The organism is Virgibacillus ihumii (genome assembly GCF_902726655.1).
Classification (GTDB): Bacteria; Bacillota; Bacilli; order Bacillales; family Amphibacillaceae; genus Lentibacillus; species Lentibacillus ihumii.
On the sequence record NZ_CACVAN010000001.1, the window covers coordinates 1,677,143 to 1,697,302 of the forward strand.

Annotated in this window: 18 protein-coding genes and 1 tRNA gene; 4 read left to right on the forward strand and 15 right to left on the reverse strand. The window is 43.7% G+C overall.

What is annotated here, in order from left to right:
• Nucleotides 1-33: 33 nt before the first annotated feature.
• The 5 genes from HUX68_RS08340 to HUX68_RS08360 form a co-directional block, all read right to left on the reverse strand.
• Nucleotides 34-939, reverse strand: a complete 906-nt coding sequence (locus HUX68_RS08340) for a hydroxymethylglutaryl-CoA lyase (protein WP_174614394.1) — start codon at nucleotides 937-939, stop codon at nucleotides 34-36.
• Nucleotides 940-941: 2 nt separating this feature from the next.
• Nucleotides 942-2,216 (reverse strand): hydroxymethylglutaryl-CoA reductase, degradative, encoded by a 1,275-nt coding sequence (locus HUX68_RS08345; RefSeq protein WP_174614395.1) that lies wholly within the window; start codon nucleotides 2,214-2,216, stop codon nucleotides 942-944.
• Nucleotides 2,217-2,534: 318 nt separating this feature from the next.
• Complete coding sequence (gene thrB, locus HUX68_RS08350) at nucleotides 2,535-3,428, reverse strand: homoserine kinase (RefSeq protein ID WP_174614396.1); 894 nt, start codon at nucleotides 3,426-3,428, stop codon at nucleotides 2,535-2,537.
• Nucleotides 3,425-4,486: a threonine synthase gene (thrC, locus tag HUX68_RS08355; protein WP_174614397.1), complete on the reverse strand. Its 1,062-nt coding sequence runs from the start codon at nucleotides 4,484-4,486 to the stop codon at nucleotides 3,425-3,427. The genes thrB and thrC overlap by 4 nt, the downstream gene beginning before the upstream one ends.
• Nucleotides 4,483-5,787, reverse strand: a complete 1,305-nt coding sequence (locus tag HUX68_RS08360) for a homoserine dehydrogenase (RefSeq protein ID WP_174614398.1) — start codon at nucleotides 5,785-5,787, stop codon at nucleotides 4,483-4,485. The genes thrC and HUX68_RS08360 overlap by 4 nt, the downstream gene beginning before the upstream one ends.
• A gap of 925 nt (nucleotides 5,788-6,712) precedes the next feature.
• Here HUX68_RS08360 and HUX68_RS08365 point away from each other — a divergent pair.
• A tRNA-Ala gene (locus HUX68_RS08365) sits at nucleotides 6,713-6,785 on the forward strand.
• A 90-nt stretch (nucleotides 6,786-6,875) separates the two neighbouring features.
• On the opposite strand, the gene HUX68_RS08370 is transcribed toward HUX68_RS08365, so the two are convergent.
• The 10 genes from HUX68_RS08370 to HUX68_RS08415 form a co-directional block, all read right to left on the reverse strand.
• Entirely contained in the window at nucleotides 6,876-7,625 is a 750-nt protein-coding gene (locus HUX68_RS08370; protein ID WP_174614399.1) for an amino acid ABC transporter ATP-binding protein, read from the reverse strand.
• A 14-nt stretch (nucleotides 7,626-7,639) separates the two neighbouring features.
• Entirely contained in the window at nucleotides 7,640-8,344 is a 705-nt protein-coding gene (locus HUX68_RS08375) for an amino acid ABC transporter permease (protein WP_174616391.1), read from the reverse strand.
• Complete coding sequence (locus HUX68_RS08380) at nucleotides 8,328-9,146, reverse strand: amino acid ABC transporter substrate-binding protein (protein WP_174614400.1); 819 nt, start codon at nucleotides 9,144-9,146, stop codon at nucleotides 8,328-8,330. The genes HUX68_RS08375 and HUX68_RS08380 overlap by 17 nt, the downstream gene beginning before the upstream one ends.
• A gap of 152 nt (nucleotides 9,147-9,298) precedes the next feature.
• Nucleotides 9,299-10,849: an L-glutamate gamma-semialdehyde dehydrogenase gene (gene pruA, locus HUX68_RS08385; protein WP_174614401.1), complete on the reverse strand. Its 1,551-nt coding sequence runs from the start codon at nucleotides 10,847-10,849 to the stop codon at nucleotides 9,299-9,301.
• Nucleotides 10,850-10,933: 84 nt separating this feature from the next.
• Nucleotides 10,934-11,392, reverse strand: a complete 459-nt coding sequence (locus HUX68_RS08390) for an SRPBCC family protein (protein ID WP_174614402.1) — start codon at nucleotides 11,390-11,392, stop codon at nucleotides 10,934-10,936.
• Between the two features lie 69 nt (nucleotides 11,393-11,461).
• Complete coding sequence (locus tag HUX68_RS08395; protein WP_174614403.1) at nucleotides 11,462-12,364, reverse strand: DMT family transporter; 903 nt, start codon at nucleotides 12,362-12,364, stop codon at nucleotides 11,462-11,464.
• 177 nt (nucleotides 12,365-12,541) lie between these two features.
• Nucleotides 12,542-13,258, reverse strand: a complete 717-nt coding sequence (locus tag HUX68_RS08400) for an FAD-dependent oxidoreductase (protein ID WP_174614404.1) — start codon at nucleotides 13,256-13,258, stop codon at nucleotides 12,542-12,544.
• Between the two features lie 170 nt (nucleotides 13,259-13,428).
• A complete protein-coding gene (locus HUX68_RS08405) occupies nucleotides 13,429-14,118 on the reverse strand; it encodes a copper homeostasis protein CutC (protein WP_246206633.1) in 690 nt (229 codons plus the stop codon).
• Nucleotides 14,119-14,132: 14 nt separating this feature from the next.
• A complete protein-coding gene (locus tag HUX68_RS08410) occupies nucleotides 14,133-15,125 on the reverse strand; it encodes an asparaginase (RefSeq protein WP_174614405.1) in 993 nt (330 codons plus the stop codon).
• Between the two features lie 25 nt (nucleotides 15,126-15,150).
• Complete coding sequence (locus HUX68_RS08415; RefSeq protein WP_174614406.1) at nucleotides 15,151-16,326, reverse strand: CdaR family transcriptional regulator; 1,176 nt, start codon at nucleotides 16,324-16,326, stop codon at nucleotides 15,151-15,153.
• A 180-nt stretch (nucleotides 16,327-16,506) separates the two neighbouring features.
• On the opposite strand from HUX68_RS08415, the gene HUX68_RS08420 reads away from it, so the two are divergent.
• From HUX68_RS08420 to HUX68_RS08430, 3 genes are read left to right on the forward strand one after another with little or no spacing between them, the layout of a single operon-like run.
• Nucleotides 16,507-17,673 (forward strand): NAD(P)/FAD-dependent oxidoreductase, encoded by a 1,167-nt coding sequence (locus tag HUX68_RS08420; RefSeq protein WP_174614407.1) that lies wholly within the window; start codon nucleotides 16,507-16,509, stop codon nucleotides 17,671-17,673.
• 30 nt (nucleotides 17,674-17,703) lie between these two features.
• Nucleotides 17,704-18,666 (forward strand): ornithine cyclodeaminase family protein, encoded by a 963-nt coding sequence (locus tag HUX68_RS08425; protein ID WP_174614408.1) that lies wholly within the window; start codon nucleotides 17,704-17,706, stop codon nucleotides 18,664-18,666.
• A gap of 26 nt (nucleotides 18,667-18,692) precedes the next feature.
• Nucleotides 18,693-20,153, forward strand: coding sequence for a sodium/proline symporter (locus HUX68_RS08430; RefSeq protein ID WP_174614409.1), 1,461 nt, complete (start codon nucleotides 18,693-18,695; stop codon nucleotides 20,151-20,153).
• The last annotated feature ends 7 nt before the right edge of the window (nucleotides 20,154-20,160 follow it).

Genomic DNA, 20,160 nt, shown 5'->3' on the forward strand with positions numbered 1-20,160 from the left:
TGGCAGACCTTCGCTTGAATTATTACGGGACTTTCATTTGGCGCTTGCAGCATATGCAAGTGATTTACTTGGAAGTTTTTTTTCCAATTTATCCTGGATAAAAAATGCTGCCTCCTCTATTTTACTGTCATCGATGCCAGTTTCAATTCCAAGTCCGTGTAATAAATATAACACATCATTTGTTGCCACATTTCCTGCTGCACCTGGCGCATATGGACAGCCGCCAAGTCCTCCGACAGCACTGTCAAACCGGGTGATACCATAGCGGAGCGATGTCATGATGTTTGCAATAGCCATACCTCGTGTGTTATGAAAATGCATGATAATTTTATCTTCCGGAAAACGGGCCAATACTGCCTCCAGCAACGCTTCCACCTGTGAAGGAACCGCCGAACCTATTGTATCGCCCAGTGAAAGATTGTCTGCACCACTTTCAAACAGCTTATCACACACGCGCAATACCTGATCCGGATTTATTTTCCCTTCATACGGACAGTCAAATACAGTTGACACATAACCGGTTACCTGTTTTCCGGCGTTTTTCGCCTCTTGTATAACTTCACCCAGCACCGGATATGTGTCGTCAATTGATTTGTTGATATTCTTCCGGTTATGCGTTTCACTTGCCGACATAAATACGGATGCACCATCAACTTCTGCTTCCAGAGCATATTCTAGACCTTTCATGTTGGGAACAAGTGCGGAATAGGATGTATCCGGATTTCTTTTAATCCGCATGCCAACCTCACGCGCATCAGCTAACGCTGGAATCCATTTCGGGTTAACAAACGATGAAAACTCAATTTCCCTTACGCCTGACTCAGACAACTTGTTAATCCAAGCAATCTTATCCTCTGTTGGCACCCAAATTTTTTCATTCTGCAGTCCGTCACGCGGACCAACTTCTTTCAGCTGAACATATTTTGGCCATTGTAACATACTTATTCCTCCTCATTTTGGTTAAGTGACTGAATAATTCCGTTTATCTCATCAAAACCAAATTTCCCTTGCTCTGATGCAATGCGAACAACTTCATCAAGCTGGTTATCATTTGCACCTGCCGTCATTGCCATATTACGCACGTGCAGTTTCATGTGTCCCTTTTGAATACCGTCTCCAGCCAATGCTTTCAGCGCGGCAAAGTTCTGTGCCAGCCCGACTGATGCAATGATACCCGCCAGTCGTTCGGCAGTTGTTGCCTGCAAAATTTTTGCTGCAAGTTTTGCGACTTGATGCGATTGTGTAGCACCGCCAACCAAACCCACAGCCAATGGAATCTCAATCATTCCTGTTATCGAGTCGCCGTTCCGCTCAAATTGTGTCAGTGATTGATACCTTCCGGATACGGCTGCATAGGCATGCGCACCTGCCTCAATTGCTCTTGTATCATTACCGGTTGCCAGCACAACTGCAGAGATGCCATTCATAATCCCCTTGTTATGTGTCGCAGCACGGTACGGATCAGCAACCGCGAGTTGGTGGGCACTTAAAAATTTATCCATTTTCGCTTCATCTCCGTCAAATGGATTTTGGAACGTTGCACGTGCCCGAACAACGCGCTTATCAGCTAGGTTGGACAAAATGCGCAGGACAACCTCACCGCCGGTTATTTTTTCGACTAAAGGTGTTACAGCTTCAGCCATCGTATTTACCGCATTAGCACCCATGGCATCTTTCGTATCAATCAGCAGGTGGATAACAAGCACTTCTTCACCATTTGCCGGAATGATACGGACATCAAGATCCTTCGCTCCACCGCCAAACGATACCAGTGTCCGGTCCTGTTCATTGCATAACCTAATAATCTTCTCTTTGTTTTCATAAATTTTGGCCATCTTCGTGTAAGGATTTTTCAGCTTCGTTACCTGAACCTGACCACGCATAATCGACCCGGAGTATGACGTCGTAAAACCACCTGCATCATACGAGAATTTAGCGGCATGACTCGCAGCAGCAATCACTGACGGCTCTTCTGTCGCCATAGGAACGATTACATCCTCACCATTCACTTTAAAGTTCACCGCGACACCAAGTGGGATCGGTAAATAGCCAATCACATTTTCCACCATATGATCTGCATCTTCAGTGGTGAATCCACGCTTGCCGCTCAAAACCTTTTTCTCGTCTTCGGTAAGCCCGCCGTCAAGATGTTCAGCTACTTTATCCAGCCGCTGTTTGGGCGTCATTTTATAGAATCCCGACAAACGTGACGTCACATCAATCCCTCCATTTGAATACGCTTACATATTTTTGTTCAACATTCGACAAATATATTCTATTTTAGTTTCTTTTTATTCAACATTGTTGAATAAAGTATATAATGAATTTTCATATTTTGTCAATGGTGATGATTTGGAAGCAGCGATTTTTGGGAAAATTACCCTGTTTATAAGAGGCTGGTGCCAAATGTATAAAAAGCAGCAATCAACAACATCCAAGTTTTATGGAATGCCTTAGTTGCACTTTTGCAGATTAGAAAGTTTGATATTTCTTTTCTGGCAAAAAAATAGCCTGGGCGCCATCTTCAGCCCAGACTATTTTTCAACCTTTAATCCCATTTCATCAATTTTTAACACCGCTACGTCATAATCAGAAAGTACTTCCTTCATATCCCTGCAAACTCGCTTTCCTTCACCATCCGGCACAAACGAAATCATTGACGGTCCCGCACCGCTGATAACCGTTCCAAAGGCACCTTTCTTTTTAGCATTGCGGCGGATCAGTTCATAATTCGGAATGACCTCTGCGCGGTATGGTTCATGAAACATATCCCGCTCCATCATTCTGCCAGCAAGCGCATAATCTCCTGACAGCATTGCTGCGACCATCACATTGCTTATCGCGCTGGCAGACGAAGCATGATTTCTGGAAAACGTGTCAGGAACCAAGCGGCGGGCCTTCTCTGTTTTCAACTCGGTATCCGGGATATAAATAACAAGCTCAAGTCCACCAGGCCCGGTTTTCAAGTGTTCAATAATTCCATCAGCAGTCTCTGCGCTGAAAACAATCCCACCGTATAATGCTGGTGCAACATTATCTGGATGCCCTTCAATTTCTGTGCCGTACTGCAATTTTTGCTCGCTGGTCAGATTCAAGTCACAAAGCTGATTAGCCAGCTCAATGCCCGCCAGAACAGCTGACGCGCTGCTTCCAAGCCCACGTGCCAGCGGGATATCACTTTCGATCGTCACTTTACAACCCGGAAGCTGCTTCTGATAACGTATTGCAACTTTTTCCGCAGTCTGATAAATAAGATGCTCTGTATAATCAGTGACTGATGGCAAATATGGAGACTCATGCAAAATTTCCCATTGCCCCCGCTCCTCCACATGCAGTGTTAAATAAAGGTTCAACGCCATACCGGCGGAGTCAAATCCGGGCCCCAGGTTACCGGAGGAGGCCGGAATGGAAATGCTGAATTTTTTCATGACCGCACCTTCCCAAGCACATAATCGACGACGGCTTCTTCATCGTTTGGCAGTGAAACCGGGTCAACATGCACCTGATCCATTGCAGTTTGCGGGTCCTTTAATCCGTTCCCTGTCAATACCGCTGTAGCCGTACTTCCTGGTTCAATGGCTCCTGCCCGGCATTGTTTTATAAGACCGGCAATGGATGCACATGATCCAGGCTCAGCAAAAATCCCCTCTTTTCGCGTCAACAACTGGAATGCCTCCAAAATTTCTGCATCCGTTACGGCGTCAATTTTACCGCCTGATTCATCCTGTGCTGCAACGGCCAGTTCCCAGCTCGCCGGATTACCGATGCGGATAGCGGTTGCCACTGTTTCCGGATCGTCAATCACCTGATTATTCACAATGGCTGCGGCACCCTCTGCTTCAAACCCGAACATTCGTGGCAGTCCCACTCCTTTCGCTTTGTTGTATTCTTTAAACCCTCTCCAGTAGGCACTGATGTTTCCGGCATTTCCGACCGGGATCGCTAAAATATCCGGTGCTGCTCCAAGATAATCACACACTTCAAATGCCGCTGTCTTCTGTCCTTCCAGCCGATATGGATTAACCGAATTGACTAAAGTAACCGGAGTCTGCTCGGTTATTTTCCGGACCATCCTTAGCGCATCATCAAAATTACCTTCAATCTCAATTATCTCCGCTCCGTACATTTTTGCCTGAGCCAGTTTTCCGAGCGCAATTTTTCCTTTAGGGATAATAATCAGTGCGTGCATGCCAGCCCTTGCGGCATATGCTGCGGCTGACGCAGACGTATTGCCGGTCGATGCACAGATCACCGATTTGCTGCCTTCCTCTGCTGCCTTGGCAACCGCAAGCACCATGCCACGGTCTTTAAACGAACCTGTCGGATTGGCACCTTCCACTTTTCCATACAGTGTGATACCCAGATCCGCTGATAAATTTTCAAAATAAATAAGCGGTGTATTTCCTTCATGAAGCGTCAATCCAGGAGTTGCTTCTGATACAGGTAAAAATTCTTGATAGTGATCAATGATGCCACGCCAGTTCATCGTTCTACTCCTCCTTCAATTCGATAGGAACTTTTTACTTCTTCCACAACATCTGATTTTTGCAGATTGCTGAGTGCTTGCCCCATATTATCCTTTGTTGTTTCATGTGTTACGATAATTACTTCTGCAGTACCATTATCCTTCTTCTTTGGCACCTGCAAAATTCGTTCAAAGCTTACATCAAGTTCATTAAAAATCGACGAAATGACCGTGAATGTGCCGCAAACATCCTTCACGTGCAACCTCACATAATAACTGCCAAAGCGCTGATTGGAGGCGAGAATTTTCTTTTCATAACAAGGTTCCAAATAACTTTGGCCAGGAATACCGGATAAAATATTATTTACCACCGCAGCAACGTCCGACATAACAGCTGCTGCAGTCGGCAGACTACCGGCACCAGGTCCGTAATACATCGTTTCTCCAACCGCTGCACTGTTTACAAATACAGCATTGTTCTCATTTTTCACGGCAGCGAGCGGATGATTTTCCGGTAAAAATGCCGGTTCCACACTCACTTCAACTTCATGATCACGGACATGTGTAAACCCGATCAACTTCATTGTCAGACCGAGCTGCTTGCCGAATTTCAAGTCATCAACCGGAAAGTCCCTGATCCCTTTTACTTCCACATCGGATAACTCCACAGGCACTGAGAAGGCAAGTCTGGCAAGAATAGCCATTTTTCTGGCTGCATCGAGTCCTTCCACATCACCTGATGGATCTGCTTCAGCAAACCCAAGTTCCTTCGCTTCGTGCAGTGCATCTTCATAGGACAGACCTTCATCATCCATCCGTGTTAAAATATAGTTGGTAGTACCGTTGACAATTCCCATAATTTTATTAATTTCATCAGCCACAAGGCCATCCTTCACCGCACGGATAATCGGAATCCCGCCAGCAACACTTGCTTCATAAAATAAATCGCAGTTGTTGCGGGAGGCAGCATCCTCAAGTTCGTTTCCATGCAATGCCATCAAATCCTTGTTGGCAGTGACAACGTGCTTTTTATTCTGAAATGCCCTGTTCAGTAGTTCCCGCGTCCTTTCAATACCACCCATCACTTCAATTACAATATCAATTTCAGGGTCCTCCAATATATCTGCAGCATGGACCGTCATTAAATCGGGAGCCACACGAATATCCCGGTCTTTATCCGGATCCACAACCAAAATCCGTTTAACTGAAATATGGCAGCCAAGCTGATGCTGTAACTTTTCTTTATGATTTTCGATTAACCGATAAACCCCAATGCCAACTGTTCCAAAACCCATTAGTCCGACAGAAATTTCTTTATCCATGTTTTTCACCCCATTTATAGAATATAAAAAGACCCTTTACGCCCCATAATTCTGCTCAAATCAGAATTATCGGGACGAAAAGGGTCCACTTTTCGCGGTTCCACCCGGTTTTATAGCATTCTCGCAAATGCTACCTCGTATGACTGCAATGAATTACAGTCAGGTTTTTGATAACAGGTGCACATGTCCTGCACCCGGCCGGACTTACTGGAGGACTCCTTGGTAGGGGGATCCCCGCCGTTCGGTCCGGCACTCAGAGATGGTGTTGAAGCAACATATACTTTCGGGATTCCAGCCTCCCCGAATCTCTGTGAATATAAACGTTGCCTCTCGTTCTCTTCATCGATTTCCTTAAAAATCCAGCATTCACCACGTTAAAAGTAAGTGCTGGGATTTTTTTATATAATTATATTTAATGACGTTACAAAAAAATTATATTGCGGACTATCATATACTGTTTTCAGCATAAGGTCAACCATTTTTTTATTATTTTTATTGGAAGCGTTACCGATTACAGTATTACCGGGAAATTTATTTTTCGATAAACAGATGTTTCGGTGACGTTTCCTTGTTTACGGTTGATGTTTCCGGCTTGCGGTTGATGTTTGACCCGTATGGTTGATGTTTCCGGCTTACGGTTGATGTTTGTACTCGTATCGTTGATGTTTCCGGCTTACGGTTGATGTTTGTACCGTACGGTCGATGTTCTCCGCTTACGGTTGATGTTTGTACCGTACGGTCGATGTTCTCCGCTTTGTACTCGTATGGTCGATGTTTCCGGCTTGCGGTTGATGTTTGCCCCGTACGGTTGATGTTTGACTCAATCGACTATCAACGATCAACCTTTATGTTAGTGCTATCCTATTTTTTAAAAAAGTCCTTGAAAAATCTGCTCAAAAAGCATATAATTAATATCGGACTTAACGGGGCATTAGCTCAGCTGGGAGAGCGCATCGCTGGCAGCGATGAGGTCATCGGTTCGAGCCCGATATGCTCCATACTCACAACGCTTGTCCTGCGAAGGGTCAGCGTTTTTATTATCAAAAAACACCTTTCCATCAGCCAAAGCAGGAAAGGTGTTTTTTGCATTAGGACGGATTTAGAATCCGCTGCAAAAATTGCTGGGTTCGTTCTTCTTTTGGTGCCTTCAAAACCTTTTCAGGCAAACCTTGCTCGACAATATAACCACCGTCCATGAAAATCACCTCATCAGAAACCTGTTCAGCAAATTGCAATTCATGGGTTACGACCGCCATAGTCCAATTTTCTCTCGCCAGATCTTTCATAACCGCTAAAACTTCACCGATCAGTTCAGGATCAAGCGCAGAGGTTGGTTCATCAAACAGCATCAGTTCCGGTTCAATCGCCAGTGCCCGCGCAATGCCAACCCGCTGCTGCTGACCACCGGAGAGTTGATGCGGATACAAATTTGCCTTATCCTGCAAGCCTACTTTTGTCAGGAGTTCGAGCGCATACTTCTTTTCCTTTTCTTTGTTGCGTTTTTGTACTATTACCGGGCCCTCTGTCACATTTTCCAGCGCTGTTTTGTGCGGAAACAGATTATATGATTGGAACACCATACCGGATTTTCGGCGCAGCTTCAAAACTTCTTTTTTAGAAATTTTCCCAGAAAAATCGAGCTTAAAATTATCATGAAACGTAAACTTTCCCCTGTTTGGCAGTTCAAGGGCATTTAAGCAGCGCAGTAAAGTTGTTTTCCCGGAACCGGATGGGCCGATAATAGACAGAACTTTCCCTTTTTCGATGTTTAAATCAATATTTTTCAACACTTCCAGGTCGCCAAATGACTTGGATAGACCTTCAACATTTAAATACACTGGTTTCTCACCTCCTAGGCCGAGATATGACGTTCGAGACGTGACTCAATCGCCTGCTGTACAAGGGACAACAGAAAACAAACCACCCAGTAAAGAAGAGCCGCTTCAATATAAATCAGCATAAAATCATACGTAACCGCAGCAATTTCCTGCGCTTTCCGGAAAAGTTCCGTTACGAGAATCAGTGATGCCAGCGACGTATCTTTCACCAGACTGATAAATGTATTGGACAATGGCGGCACAGAAACCCTTGCCGCCTGTGGAATAATAATCCGCCGCAATGCTGTGTTCTGAGTCATTCCGATGGTGTATGCCGCTTCCCACTGCCCTTTTGAAATGGATAAAATCGATGCACGAATAATTTCGGATGCATAGGCACCAACATTGATGGAAAACGCAATGACAGCGCTCGGAAATGGATCAATCGTTAGACCAAGACTCGGCAGCCCGTAAAACACAATAAACAGCTGCACAAGCAATGGTGTCCCGCGCACAGCCGATACAATCGCCACGGACGGTGCACGCACAATCGGTGTCTTGGAAAGACGCATGATTGCAAGTAACAATGCCAGTGCAAGACCAATCGTGAACGCTATTAAGGTGAGCGGAATAGTATATTGAATCCCGCCCATGATCATCGGCAGCAATGAGTTTTTAAATAACTCCCAGCCCCCCATCGTTGCATCAATTGTCAATAACGTACTATTTGGTAGAAACATCTTCACCAAACCATTCTTTTCCTATTTTCGCCAATGTGCCGTCTTCTTTCATCGCTTTCAGTTGTTTATTGACTGCTTTCACCAGTTTTTCGTTTCCTTTGTTAAAGGTAAATGCCGTTTTAGTTGCGTCATCTTGTTTGGCAGCAATTTTAATTTGCTCTCCACCCTGTTTCTGAATATAGTCAAGGACAGCGAGTCTATCATTTACCGTTAAATCCACTCTGCCCTGTTTGATCAATTCAATCGATTGAGCCAAACCTTTCACATTAACAATTTCCGCTCCATGTTCTTCAGCAATCTTTTCAAAATTACTTGTAAGCGACTGTGCAGACTTCTTCCCTTTTATGTCATCAAATGAGTCGACATTATTGTTTTCTTTGGGAGTGACAACCACTGCGGATGTATACGTATACGGAATGGAGAAGTCATAGTTTGCTTTTCGTTCCTTATTGATTCCCACCTGGTTTGCGATGACATCAAATCGCTTCGAATTTAGTCCAGCAAACATGGCATCCCATTTCGTTTCCATAAACTCTACTTCAACACCCATTCGATCGGCAACTTCCCGGATGACTTCCACATCATAGCCGGTCAATTTGTCCTGTGAATTGTGGAATGTGAATGGTGCATAAGTTCCTTCCGTTCCAACTGTCAGCACACCGGTTTCTTTTACATGATCTAACAGACTTCCAGAAGAATTGTTCGCACTGTCAGACTGCTTGTTTCCCTCATTGGATCCGCCGCATGCAGCAAGAACAAGCATAAGTCCCGCCAGCAAAACGATATATAAAACTTTTTTCATTTGATTACCCCCAGTAAATTTATCGGATTAATGCCTAATTGATTATAAAGTATTCTATGCTTCATGTAAACGAATTGATATGTAATGTTAGGGTTACCAGAAAAAAAGTTTTCATGAAAAAAGGGCCAAATGAAATGACCCCTTACTTAGCTTTATAGTGTTTCTGAAACCGTTTTTGCTTCAAGGAAGTTCAGCAGATAATCCGGACCACCTGCCTTGGCGTCTGTTCCGGACATTTTGAACCCGCCGAACGGATGATAACCGACAATCGATGCTGTACAGCCACGATTGAAATATAAATTTCCGACATGGAAATCATACCGCGCACGGTTCAGATGTTTGCGGTTGTTGGAAATAACTGCACCCGTCAAGCCGTAATCGGTATTGTTGGCAATTTCGAGTAATTCATCAAAATCTTTTGCCTTTGCGAACGCAACAACCGGTCCGAAAATTTCTTCCTGCATGATGGTTGCATTCGGTGCTGCATCGGCGAAAATCGTCGGATAAATGTAATACCCTTTGGAATCATCTGACTCACCGCCATATACAAGACTGGCTTCATTTTTGCCGATTTCGATATAATTTTTGATTTTATCAAACTGTTTCCGGTTAATAACTCCGCCCATATACGGATTGTCTGCACCGGGGTCTCCTACCGAAATATCCTTTGTGTATTCGATGGTTTTTTCCAGAACTTCATCATAGACATCTTCATGAATGACAGCTCGTGAACACGCGGAACACTTCTGTCCCTGGAACCCAAACGCTGACTGGGCAATCGCTTCAGCTGCCAGATCGAGATCTGCTTCATTGTCCACGATAATGGTATCTTTACCGCCCATTTCAGCGACCACACGCTTCAGGAAGTTTTGGCCTTCCTGCACTTCAGCAGCGCGTTTCATAATTCGGGTACCAGTCTGCCTCGAACCGGTGAAATTAATAAAGTGTGTTCTAGGATGATCGACCATATAATCCCCGAGTTCTTCCGGGTCGCCTGGCAGGAAGTTAACAACGCCGGCAGGCAATCCGGCTTCTTCCAGCACTTCAATAAGTTTATACGCAATTACCGGTGTGTTTTCGGATGGCTTCAACAGTACCGGATTTCCCGCAACAATCGGTCCAACGGTTGTACCGCAAACGATGGCAAACGCAAAGTTCCATGGCGGAATTGCCACGCCAGGTCCTATCGGCTGATAAAAATAAGAATTATTCTCAAACGGCCGATCATTGATCTCTTTTCCTTTACCAAGCTCAATCATCTGTCTCCCGTAATATTCCATGAAGTCAATCGCTTCCGCTGTATCTGCGTCAGCCTGCCCCCATGGTTTACCAGCTTCATACGACATCATGGAAGAAATTTCATGCTTACGCCGGCGTGCAATCGCAGCCGCTTTAAACATGACATCCGCACGTTCCTCAGCTGAAAATTCACGCCATTCCTGAAATGCTTCATATGCAGCATCCATCGCCTGATCGATGTGGGCTTTTTTCGCTTTGGAAACAGACCCGATCAGCTGGGATGTATTGGATGGATTGTATGACTCCAGCTTATCATCGGTAAAAATTCGCTGTCCGCCAATAACAAGCGGATATTCTTTTCCCAAATCCATCCGGCGCATTCTGCTCAGTGCATCTTCATATTCCTGACGATTTTCCTGCTCTGCAAAATTTGTAAATGGTTCGTGTTTATAAGACACTACCACGTGAAACCCTCCTTTTATTAGGCAGAAAAACTTAAATGCATACCTAATTAAGGATTTATCACAAATTCCTTTCCGTTAAACATGTTATGATATTATAGCCGGTTCCCGTTCGACAATACCTTTTGCTACCGTTCTTGTGAAACGCTTTGCCGCCTTAGGTACAATTTTTTTGAGCACAGAATTCATCATTGGTGCAGCTAATCCATTTGCTTTTATCCGCAGACAACCCGTGATAACCGTCTTTTGATCATGTATTTTTTCCGCGCTGAAATATCCATCACCGGAAAAATTCTCATTTAACCCTTTCAACGTAAATGCAATCAGCCCCGGTTCCTTAACATCAGTAATATCAAGCTGCATACGCACAGATTTCTCAATAAGCCCGATTTCACCTTTTGCAATCCAGACAGATCGCGAACTGCTGTGAATTTCATGCTCAACATATCCGGGAATTAACGGCGCCAGGTTATTCATATCCGATACAAACGTCCAGACATTCCGAATCGGCACATCCACTGCCAGATTATGCTTGCCATGCGCCATAAACCACCCTCCTCATTCTGATAAAATACACATTTACTACTCTATGCACGTCGAAATAATATAGACGTATCAATGCGAAAGTTTCTTTTCTTTCAAACGCCGCCTTCGTTCAAACGCATTGACCAGAATGACACTTGCAATGGCGATTATCCCTCCGGCAACAGAGAGAAGACTCGGCAGTTCATGCAGCCAAACCCAGGCGACTAAGATCGCAAATGCCGGTTCGATATACATCATACTTGTAACGGCTCCTGCTTCACCAGCGGACAGGGCAATCGCCCACGTAACATAAGCTATTGCCGCCGGGAAAATCCCGACGTAGATTGCCGACAGATTTGCCTCCAATGTGGCTCCCTGAATGCTTTCAAACAAACCCGGGGAGAAAACAAAAAAAGGAAAAGTTCCTGCCCACGTAAAATACGCTGTCAATTCAACCGGTCTATATTTCGTAAGCAAAGGTTTCTGAAACACAAAAAAGATTGATGTAGCAATGGACGCAATAATAATCAATAGCGCACCTGCTGAAACACCGAACGACGAACCAGGTGTACCAAGTGTAATCAAAAAGATCCCGAAAAAACCTACGCCAAGCCCAGTCCATCCATAAAGACTCGGGCGTTCTTTCAAAACTATCGCGGCGATGATTGCCGTAAAAATCGGTGCTGAAGCGACAAACATTGCTGTCGTTCCGGCAGGCACTGTCTGTTCACCGAAAGTAATCCCGCTATGATAGACGCTGATACCAATCCAGCCAAGCAGCAAAATTTTCAGCAGATCCTTCTTTGCAGGCAGCCGGAATTTCGTTCCCGGCCAAACAGCATACAAAATAAAAACTGCCGAAGCAATCAAAAACCTCGTCAGTACTAGATGACCGGAGCTATATCCCCCGTGCAGACTAGCACGGATGGCAGCGAACGTCGAGCCCCAGATAATGATGGTAATAAAAGCCATAATAAATGCTTTTCGATTCATATTCACTGCCTCCTTTCTAATCTATCCATTATACAACATATCGTCATTTTACCGGTATCAAATACTTTTCCCGATTGAGGGAGGCACGGCAATTCGACGGTCCTCTCCTCTCGAAATAAAAAAATATCATGGCAGCAATCGCCATGACATTTCGATTGTTCCATATTCAGTTTAATTTTAATATCCGGAAAACTCTTCAGCACGAATATTATCTTCGTTTGCACCGGCATCAACAAGCAGCTTATACATGGCTTTCACCATATCCGGCGGACCGGCAAGATAATATATCGGTTTGCTCACGTCTGATACGTAGCGCTTCAACATCTCCTCATCAATATGGCCGTTTTCACCGTTCCATTCATCCGAATCAGTCTGCGTCATAACCGGAACAAACTCAAAATTCGAATTTTGCTTCTCAAACTTTTCCAAATCAGACATAAACGGCGCATCATCAGGAGTATGGTTGGAATAAAGCAGTGTCATCTCATGTGATGTCTTATTTTTTGTTGCCTCAGCAATCATGCTCCTGATTGGAGTGATACCAATCCCGCCGATTAGAAAAACTGCCGGTGTCGATTCCGTTTTATGCAAAGTGAAATTTCCGTGCGGTCCGTCAAATTTCACCTCAGTTCCTTCTGTCATATCCTTGAGCACACGCTTATACGCAGAATCCCGTATACGTGTAGCCGTAACAAGCTCATTTTCCGACGGTGCATATACAAACGAAAATGGCCTTGTGTTTCCATCCTCATCTGTTTCACTTGGATTAATCAGGGTAAATTCACCAAACTGTCCGGCCCTGAATTCAAAACCATCAGGCATTTCCCAATGAAAGGCCATTGTATCGTTTGCAACCTCTTCTTTCTTAAGTAATTTTATCGTTTCTGCAGACATATTTCTTCAACTCCTTTTACAACGAAACTCACTATTAATTAGTCTATTTAACTGTTCCCTAAATATACCAATTTAAACAAGTTGAAAAAATCACTACGATAATTCATCGTTTAGTTAACAAGTAACTTAGCCCAAACTCTGGGTGCAGATTTGTTTCAGGGAAAAATATTTCAGCCATCGATTAAACCTTTGATTTGATTAAAAACTGTAAAATCAAAGCCATTTCGAAAAGACCTGTCAATCCGAACAGCCTTTCCAAAATGATAGTCACAAGCTCCAACAGATTCATGAACATCCAGAATATTTCCGGACGACAAGCCCGATCCCGCCATGATAACAGGGCCAACCAATTGCTTGGACAAACGAACAAGTCTGCTAAGTTGTTCTTTACCGCGTTCACAATCTTTCGCGCCGCCGGAAGTCAAAATACGTTTAACATGTGACCTGTATTTTGCAAGTAACCGATACGCCGTTTCCTGTGATTCCACTTCATCAAACGCCCGGTGAAAGGTAATATCCAATCGCGGTGCCATCTTTATAATTTCAGAAAGCGCCTGTTCATTTATCGTATTATCACTATTTAATCCCCCAAACACAATTCCATTGCCACCCAGGTCCAATATCGCCTGGACATCTCCCCTAATAACCTCCATATCTTCCGCCGAATAATGAAAGCCATAACTATGCGGGCGAATCATCACTTGAACCGGTATACTAACACTTCCAAGCACCTGTTTTAACGTGCCAAAACTAGGGGTCAACCCTCCTTCCTGAATGGCTGACACCAGTTCAACCCTGTCGGCTCCCAATTTTTCTGCTTCAATCGCTTCCTGTCTGTTCTGAACGATAACTTCCAGCACGATTATCTCACTCCCTACAATATAATCTTTGTTTGACCAACAGCTTTTCCATTATCATTAACGATTTCATGTGACCGCAGCTTCAACAACCGATCAATTGTCGCTTTGTTACTATAATCTAATTTCTTTAGCAGTTCAGCAACAAGTACCGGCCAGATAAGTTCTGATCCGCTTAACACTTTTAAGGCAATACCAATTTTTTCTTTTTTCAGTGCCAAACAATAAACACCTTGTGCCCCGCCTTTTGCGACAATATTTGAATCCGTCAAAAGTTCCGTACAGATAAATTGGTGGGACGCCACTATTTCCGGTGCTTCATGCATAACCTTATCAACCTTCTCAATCGAACGTCTCACCTCAAAATTTTCAATCAGCATAGGATTACCAATCTTCAAGTACGAAATCGCCATGTTTTTCAGTGAAACAGCATGTACCGGGACACCACAGCCATCAATCGCTGAATGAATTTCATCAAGTGGTGTTTCCGACAGTTCAGTTATATACTGAAGAATCTTCTGCTGGATTGGATGCTCCAACTCACCATATCCATCCAAATCATAGCCTTTCTCCCGTGCATATGCCAAAAATCCTAAATGTTTGCCGGCACAATTATGTAATAATCTCCGTCGTGGCTTTTGATTCCGAATATAGGATTCCTTAGGCGTTTCATTCAGCGGATAACTTTGATTACAGATCAGCATGTCCTCTGACAGGTTAAGCTTTCCCATCAGACGCTCCAGTGTCTCCTCCTGATACCGCTCACCGCGTTGTGAAGCCGTAAACAAAGCAGCCTCCTCATTGGTAAGCTGAAATTTTTCCATGATATCAGTTGTAAATACTGGTATCGCCTGAATTGGTTTCATCGACGACCGATAATATACCTGCTGGCTGACATCTCCCTTTTCAAAGAGTACATCTTTATCACCATTAACTGCACAAATGATACCCTGATGCGCATTTTCAAGTATCCCGCCTCTGTATTCTTCCGCTATGATTGGATATGTCATGGAACTTCCCTCCAAATCTGTACATCTACTCTTTTAAAACAAAATATAAAAGTGTACAATGCTCAAAACTGCCTGTATCAAGGCCTGTGGCAGCATTGATTTTTTTCAAACGATAGATTAATGTATTCCGATGAACAAACAATGCTTCTGCGGTTCTGCTGACATTCATGTTACAGCTGCAGTACGTTAAAAAATCATGTTTCAGCTGCGGGAATGATTCATCATTGATCAAGGGCTTTAAGCGCTTTAATAAAATTTTTTTCAAATTTGCATCAATGTGATGTGGCAGCATGTCCATTAGCACATCCCAATCATAATAATTGTAAATCCCGGGTGTAATGGATTGCTTCCGTCCATATTGCATCAAGAGCGCTGCTTCCCGGTAAGATTGAAAAACACATTCAAGAGATGTGCAACAATTTCCGGCGGCAATCGTTACATCATCAATACCGTATACCTGAAGCATTTCCTGAAGACGGTGACCCCGGTTACGAAATTCCCCCATAAAATGACGGTAGGTACCCTCATTTTTAAGTGGCTTCAAATAAACAATTTGCTGTGCATTTAAAAATGCACAGACACTATCCCTGCTCCCGTCATACGCCCGAACCACACATTTTAATAATGTTTGTTTCAGACTTTCAGAAGATGGAATTTTTTGACTCGTATCCATTTGCTTCAATAAATGATTCCCAATATCCGTTACAATACATAACCGCATACAATCTTGTTCAATACGGAGCAGTCTGCAATAATGATCCACCTGCTCCTGGTTGACTGATTCATTTAACAGTACATACTGAACGAATGATTCAAGTGTCATCGCATTCAAATTCTCCAGTTGAACATGAAAAGTCTCCTGCCACATCATTTCCACGTAACGTTTAACCAGGTTTGCATATGATTCCACTTCATCCGGGTCTCCGATAATTCCCAATACCCCCACTGGCTTATTATCAAAGTTTAGCGGAACTGCAACACCGGGTAATACATTTTCCATCGATGCAGCTTTTTCTTCTGTAAACCGGATAACTTTATTCTCTTCGATAACCTCCACAGACGGACTGTGCATGGTTCCGATTCGTGAAGAATCTGTGTCCCCGATAATATACCCCTCATCATTACTTACACTTATGGAAAATGGAATAATTTCTGAAACCGCTTTCACAGTCTTTTGTGCAAATTGAACAAATCCCTCCACACGGCGTGCCCTCCCATCTTTTGCAGCTAGATTAATAGTAACATAAGAAACTTAGTTTCGATAATACGCTTTCCAGACATTATTTTTGTATAAGCTGCCCATAGACGCAGCTAATAAATTTGCGTTATAAATAAATAAAATCTTAGGAATTATCGATAAACTGTTGGATGAGGTGATTACATGAAAAAGTCTGCTGATATCATAATCGTAGGTGGAAGCGTTATTGGCTCAAGTATTGCCTACAATCTTTTAAATGATGGATATACCGGTGAAGTTACCGTTTTTGAAAAAGACCCCATTTATGAATTTTCCTCAACGCCAAGAAGTGCTGGCGGAATAAGACAGCTTTTCACGACAGCAATCAACATACAGATCAGCAGATACAGCCTGCAGAAGTATAAAACCTTCCCGGATGATATGGCGATTGATGGTGAAAAAGCAGAAATTGACTTCAGACAACGGGGATATTTGTTTTTAGCAAAAAATGAGAATATGACTCAATTGGAAAACCAGTCTGAATTACAGCGGCAATATGGCGTTGATTCCAACCTCCTCTCCCCCGAGGAATTACTGACAATCACCCCGGAACTGAACATACATGATCTTCAGGGAGGGTTATACAGTCCGGAAGATGGCTATCTTGATCCATATTCCGTCATGCAGGGCTATGCCAAAAAAGCAAAAAAACTTGGCGCAGTGTACCATTCCGAAAATGTCGAGACCATCTTATACGATAGGAATGGGATCTCAGGGGTACAGCTGCCAAATGGAGAAACATACCATGCACCAATTGTTATTAACTGTGCAGGCCCATGGGCACCAGCATTAAGTGAAAAAATCAATTGTCCGGTACCGATTATTCCGCTCAAGCGGCAAATTATTCAATTCGATATTGGCGACCCGCTAACACACGATTTGCCGTTAACCGTTGACCCTACCGGTGTCTATTTTCGTCATGAAGGAAAGAGTCTGATTACCGGTTTCTCGGAAAACGTAAAACCAGGCATAGATTTCAGATGGTCGCGTGATTTTTTCATGAAAGAGCTTTGGCCGATACTCGGGAACAGAATTGACAATTTTATGCGGGCAAAAATTGTCAGCGGCTGGGCTGGCATGTACAGCCATAACACCGAAGATCAAAATGCGATTATCGGGGAGCATCCGGATTTAGCCGGATATTACATGGCATGCGGCTTCAGTGGACATGGCATGCAGCAGGCACCGGCCGTCGGCAAAGGATTGGCTGAACTTATCATGACCGGAACATATCAGACACTTGATTTGTCTCCGCTCCGGTTTGAACGATTTATTGAAAAAGACCTGCTTATTGAAGGTGCGATTGTTTAATCGATCAATTTATACAGAAAGGAAGATATGATGTTATTTTTAAATGAACATGATATCCGGGACGCTGTTTCCATGAAGGACATGATTGACGCCATCGATGATTCATATGAAATCTGTCAAGCTAAGAAATTTACGATGCCAACACGGATACAGGTTCCGGATGGTGATAACACACTGCTGCTTATGCCATGTATCATAGATGATGCAATCGGAACCAAGTTAGTATCATCATTTCCGAACAATACCACAAGCCCGGTTCTGCATGGTCTTGTCATTTTAAACAACCAGGAAAACGGAGAAATAAAAGCGTTGATGGACGGTTCATTTATAACAGGATTCAGAACCGGTGCAATTGGCGGATCCGCAATCCGACACCTGGCTAAACAGGATGTCTCATCCATAGCTGTTATCGGAACTGGGGTGCAGGGTTTATACCAGGCAGTCGCAGCCTGCACCGAACGACAGGTAACTGACATTTATGTATTTAACCGGACAGCTGCAAAAATTCCTTCCTATAAAGAATTATTGCAGCAATGGATTGACAATGCCATACAGATACATGCAATGGATTCTGCAGCTGCGGCCGCTGAAAATGCCGAGATTATTATTACCGCCACTACTGCCAAAACACCTGTCCTTCCGGATGATCAGAGTTTATTTAAAGGAAAATTAATTATTGGCATCGGGTCTTTTCAGCCCGGAATGCGCGAATTTCCCCGTTCACTCTACCAGCTAACTGACGATATTTTTATCGACACAGAAGATGCCATCACGGAATCCGGTGACATCGCAACACCGCTTGCTGAGAATTGGATTTCCCGGTCATCTATTAAAACGATGGCACATTTAATAACCTCCAATGAATCGACAGTCTCTCAACACGACTCAACAATTATCTTCAAGTCAACAGGTATGGCCTTATTCGACACGGTAACCGCCAACCTTATTTACAAGCGGGCCATTGAAAAACGTATAGGGACAATATTAGCATAATACATCCATTTTTTAGGAGGAAAACAATGAGTATTATCATTATTGAGTTCGTAGTGTACTGTGTGGCAATTATGGGAATTGGTTATTTTTTCAGCAGGAAAAGCGAAACACACTCAGATTTCCTGTTGGGCGGGAAGAAACTTCCCGGCTGGGCTCTCGCATTTTCCGAACGTGCAACAGGTGAATCCGCTTGGCTGTTATTGGGATATACCGGTTTTGTATTTATGTCGGGATTGTCCGGGATTTGGGTAGCAGCAGGGATTGCCACAGGAATTATATTTGCTTGGCTGTTTCTCGCAAAAAAGTTCATGCGTGAAACTGACAAATACGGTGTCCTGACTCTTCCTGATTACTTGGCAGCCCGTTTCAGTGAGAAGGCCAACACGATCAGATGGTTGTCAACACTTCTAATTGCCGGATTTTTAATGTTTTATGTCGGTGCCCAAATGGCAGGTGCCGGTAAGATGCTTTTTACTACCTTTGATATGCCGCCTGTAACTGGTGTAGTCCTTTCAACCATCGTCATCATTGCAATTGCCTTTGCAGGAGGATTCATTTCAGTCGTCTGGACAGACATGATTCAAAGTGTCATGATGCTGATAACACTGGTGGTATTACCGATTGTTGCACTAATCTACATTAACACGAATGATTTGTCGATTAGTCAATCCCTTGCTGATGCGGGCAGTTCGTTTAATTCCTGGTTTGGCGGATTAACCGGTTTCGCAATTGGTGTTTTATTCTTTAACAATTTTTCATGGTTTTTCGGATTTTTGGGTGGACAACCACAGTTGAGTGCCCGATTCATGGCACTTAAAAATGACAAAGAAGCGAAGCAGGGCAGTATAGTCGCAATAATTTGGACAGTCCTTGCCTATAGCGGTGCATTCATGATTGGTATTTGTGCAATAACAATGTACAGTCAAGGTTCTTTTGCAGATGTTGAAATTATACTTCCTACGATGATTCTGGAGCTGATGCCGCCTTGGATAGCCGGTATATTGCTGGCAGGGGTCCTTGCCGCTATTATCACTACTGCCGATTCACAGCTGATGGTTGTGACAAGCTCGGTGAGCGAAGACATCATTAACAAATCGATGGGAATTGATTTAACTGAAAAACAATTGATTTGGGTTTCCCGGATTTCCGTCATTTTTTTCGGACTGATTGGGATGACGATCGCGCTTGTATCGGAATCACTGCTCTACCTGGTAGTAAGCTGGGCATGGGCAGGTGTCGGCTGTACTCTTTCCCCGGCAATTCTAATGGCGTTTTTCTGGAAACGATACTCCGGTGCCGGTGTAATCGCAACCATTTTGGCAGGACTGATTTCCACTGTCGTTTGGATCAGCACGCCGCTTGAAAGTATCATCACTTCCAAATTCACGACATTTTTCATCGCTGCATTTTTCGGGATTATTTTCAGCCTGCTGATGCCTGACAAAGAACAAAAACTTTCCGGCGATAAAACGGAGGAAGCGTTATAATTAATTT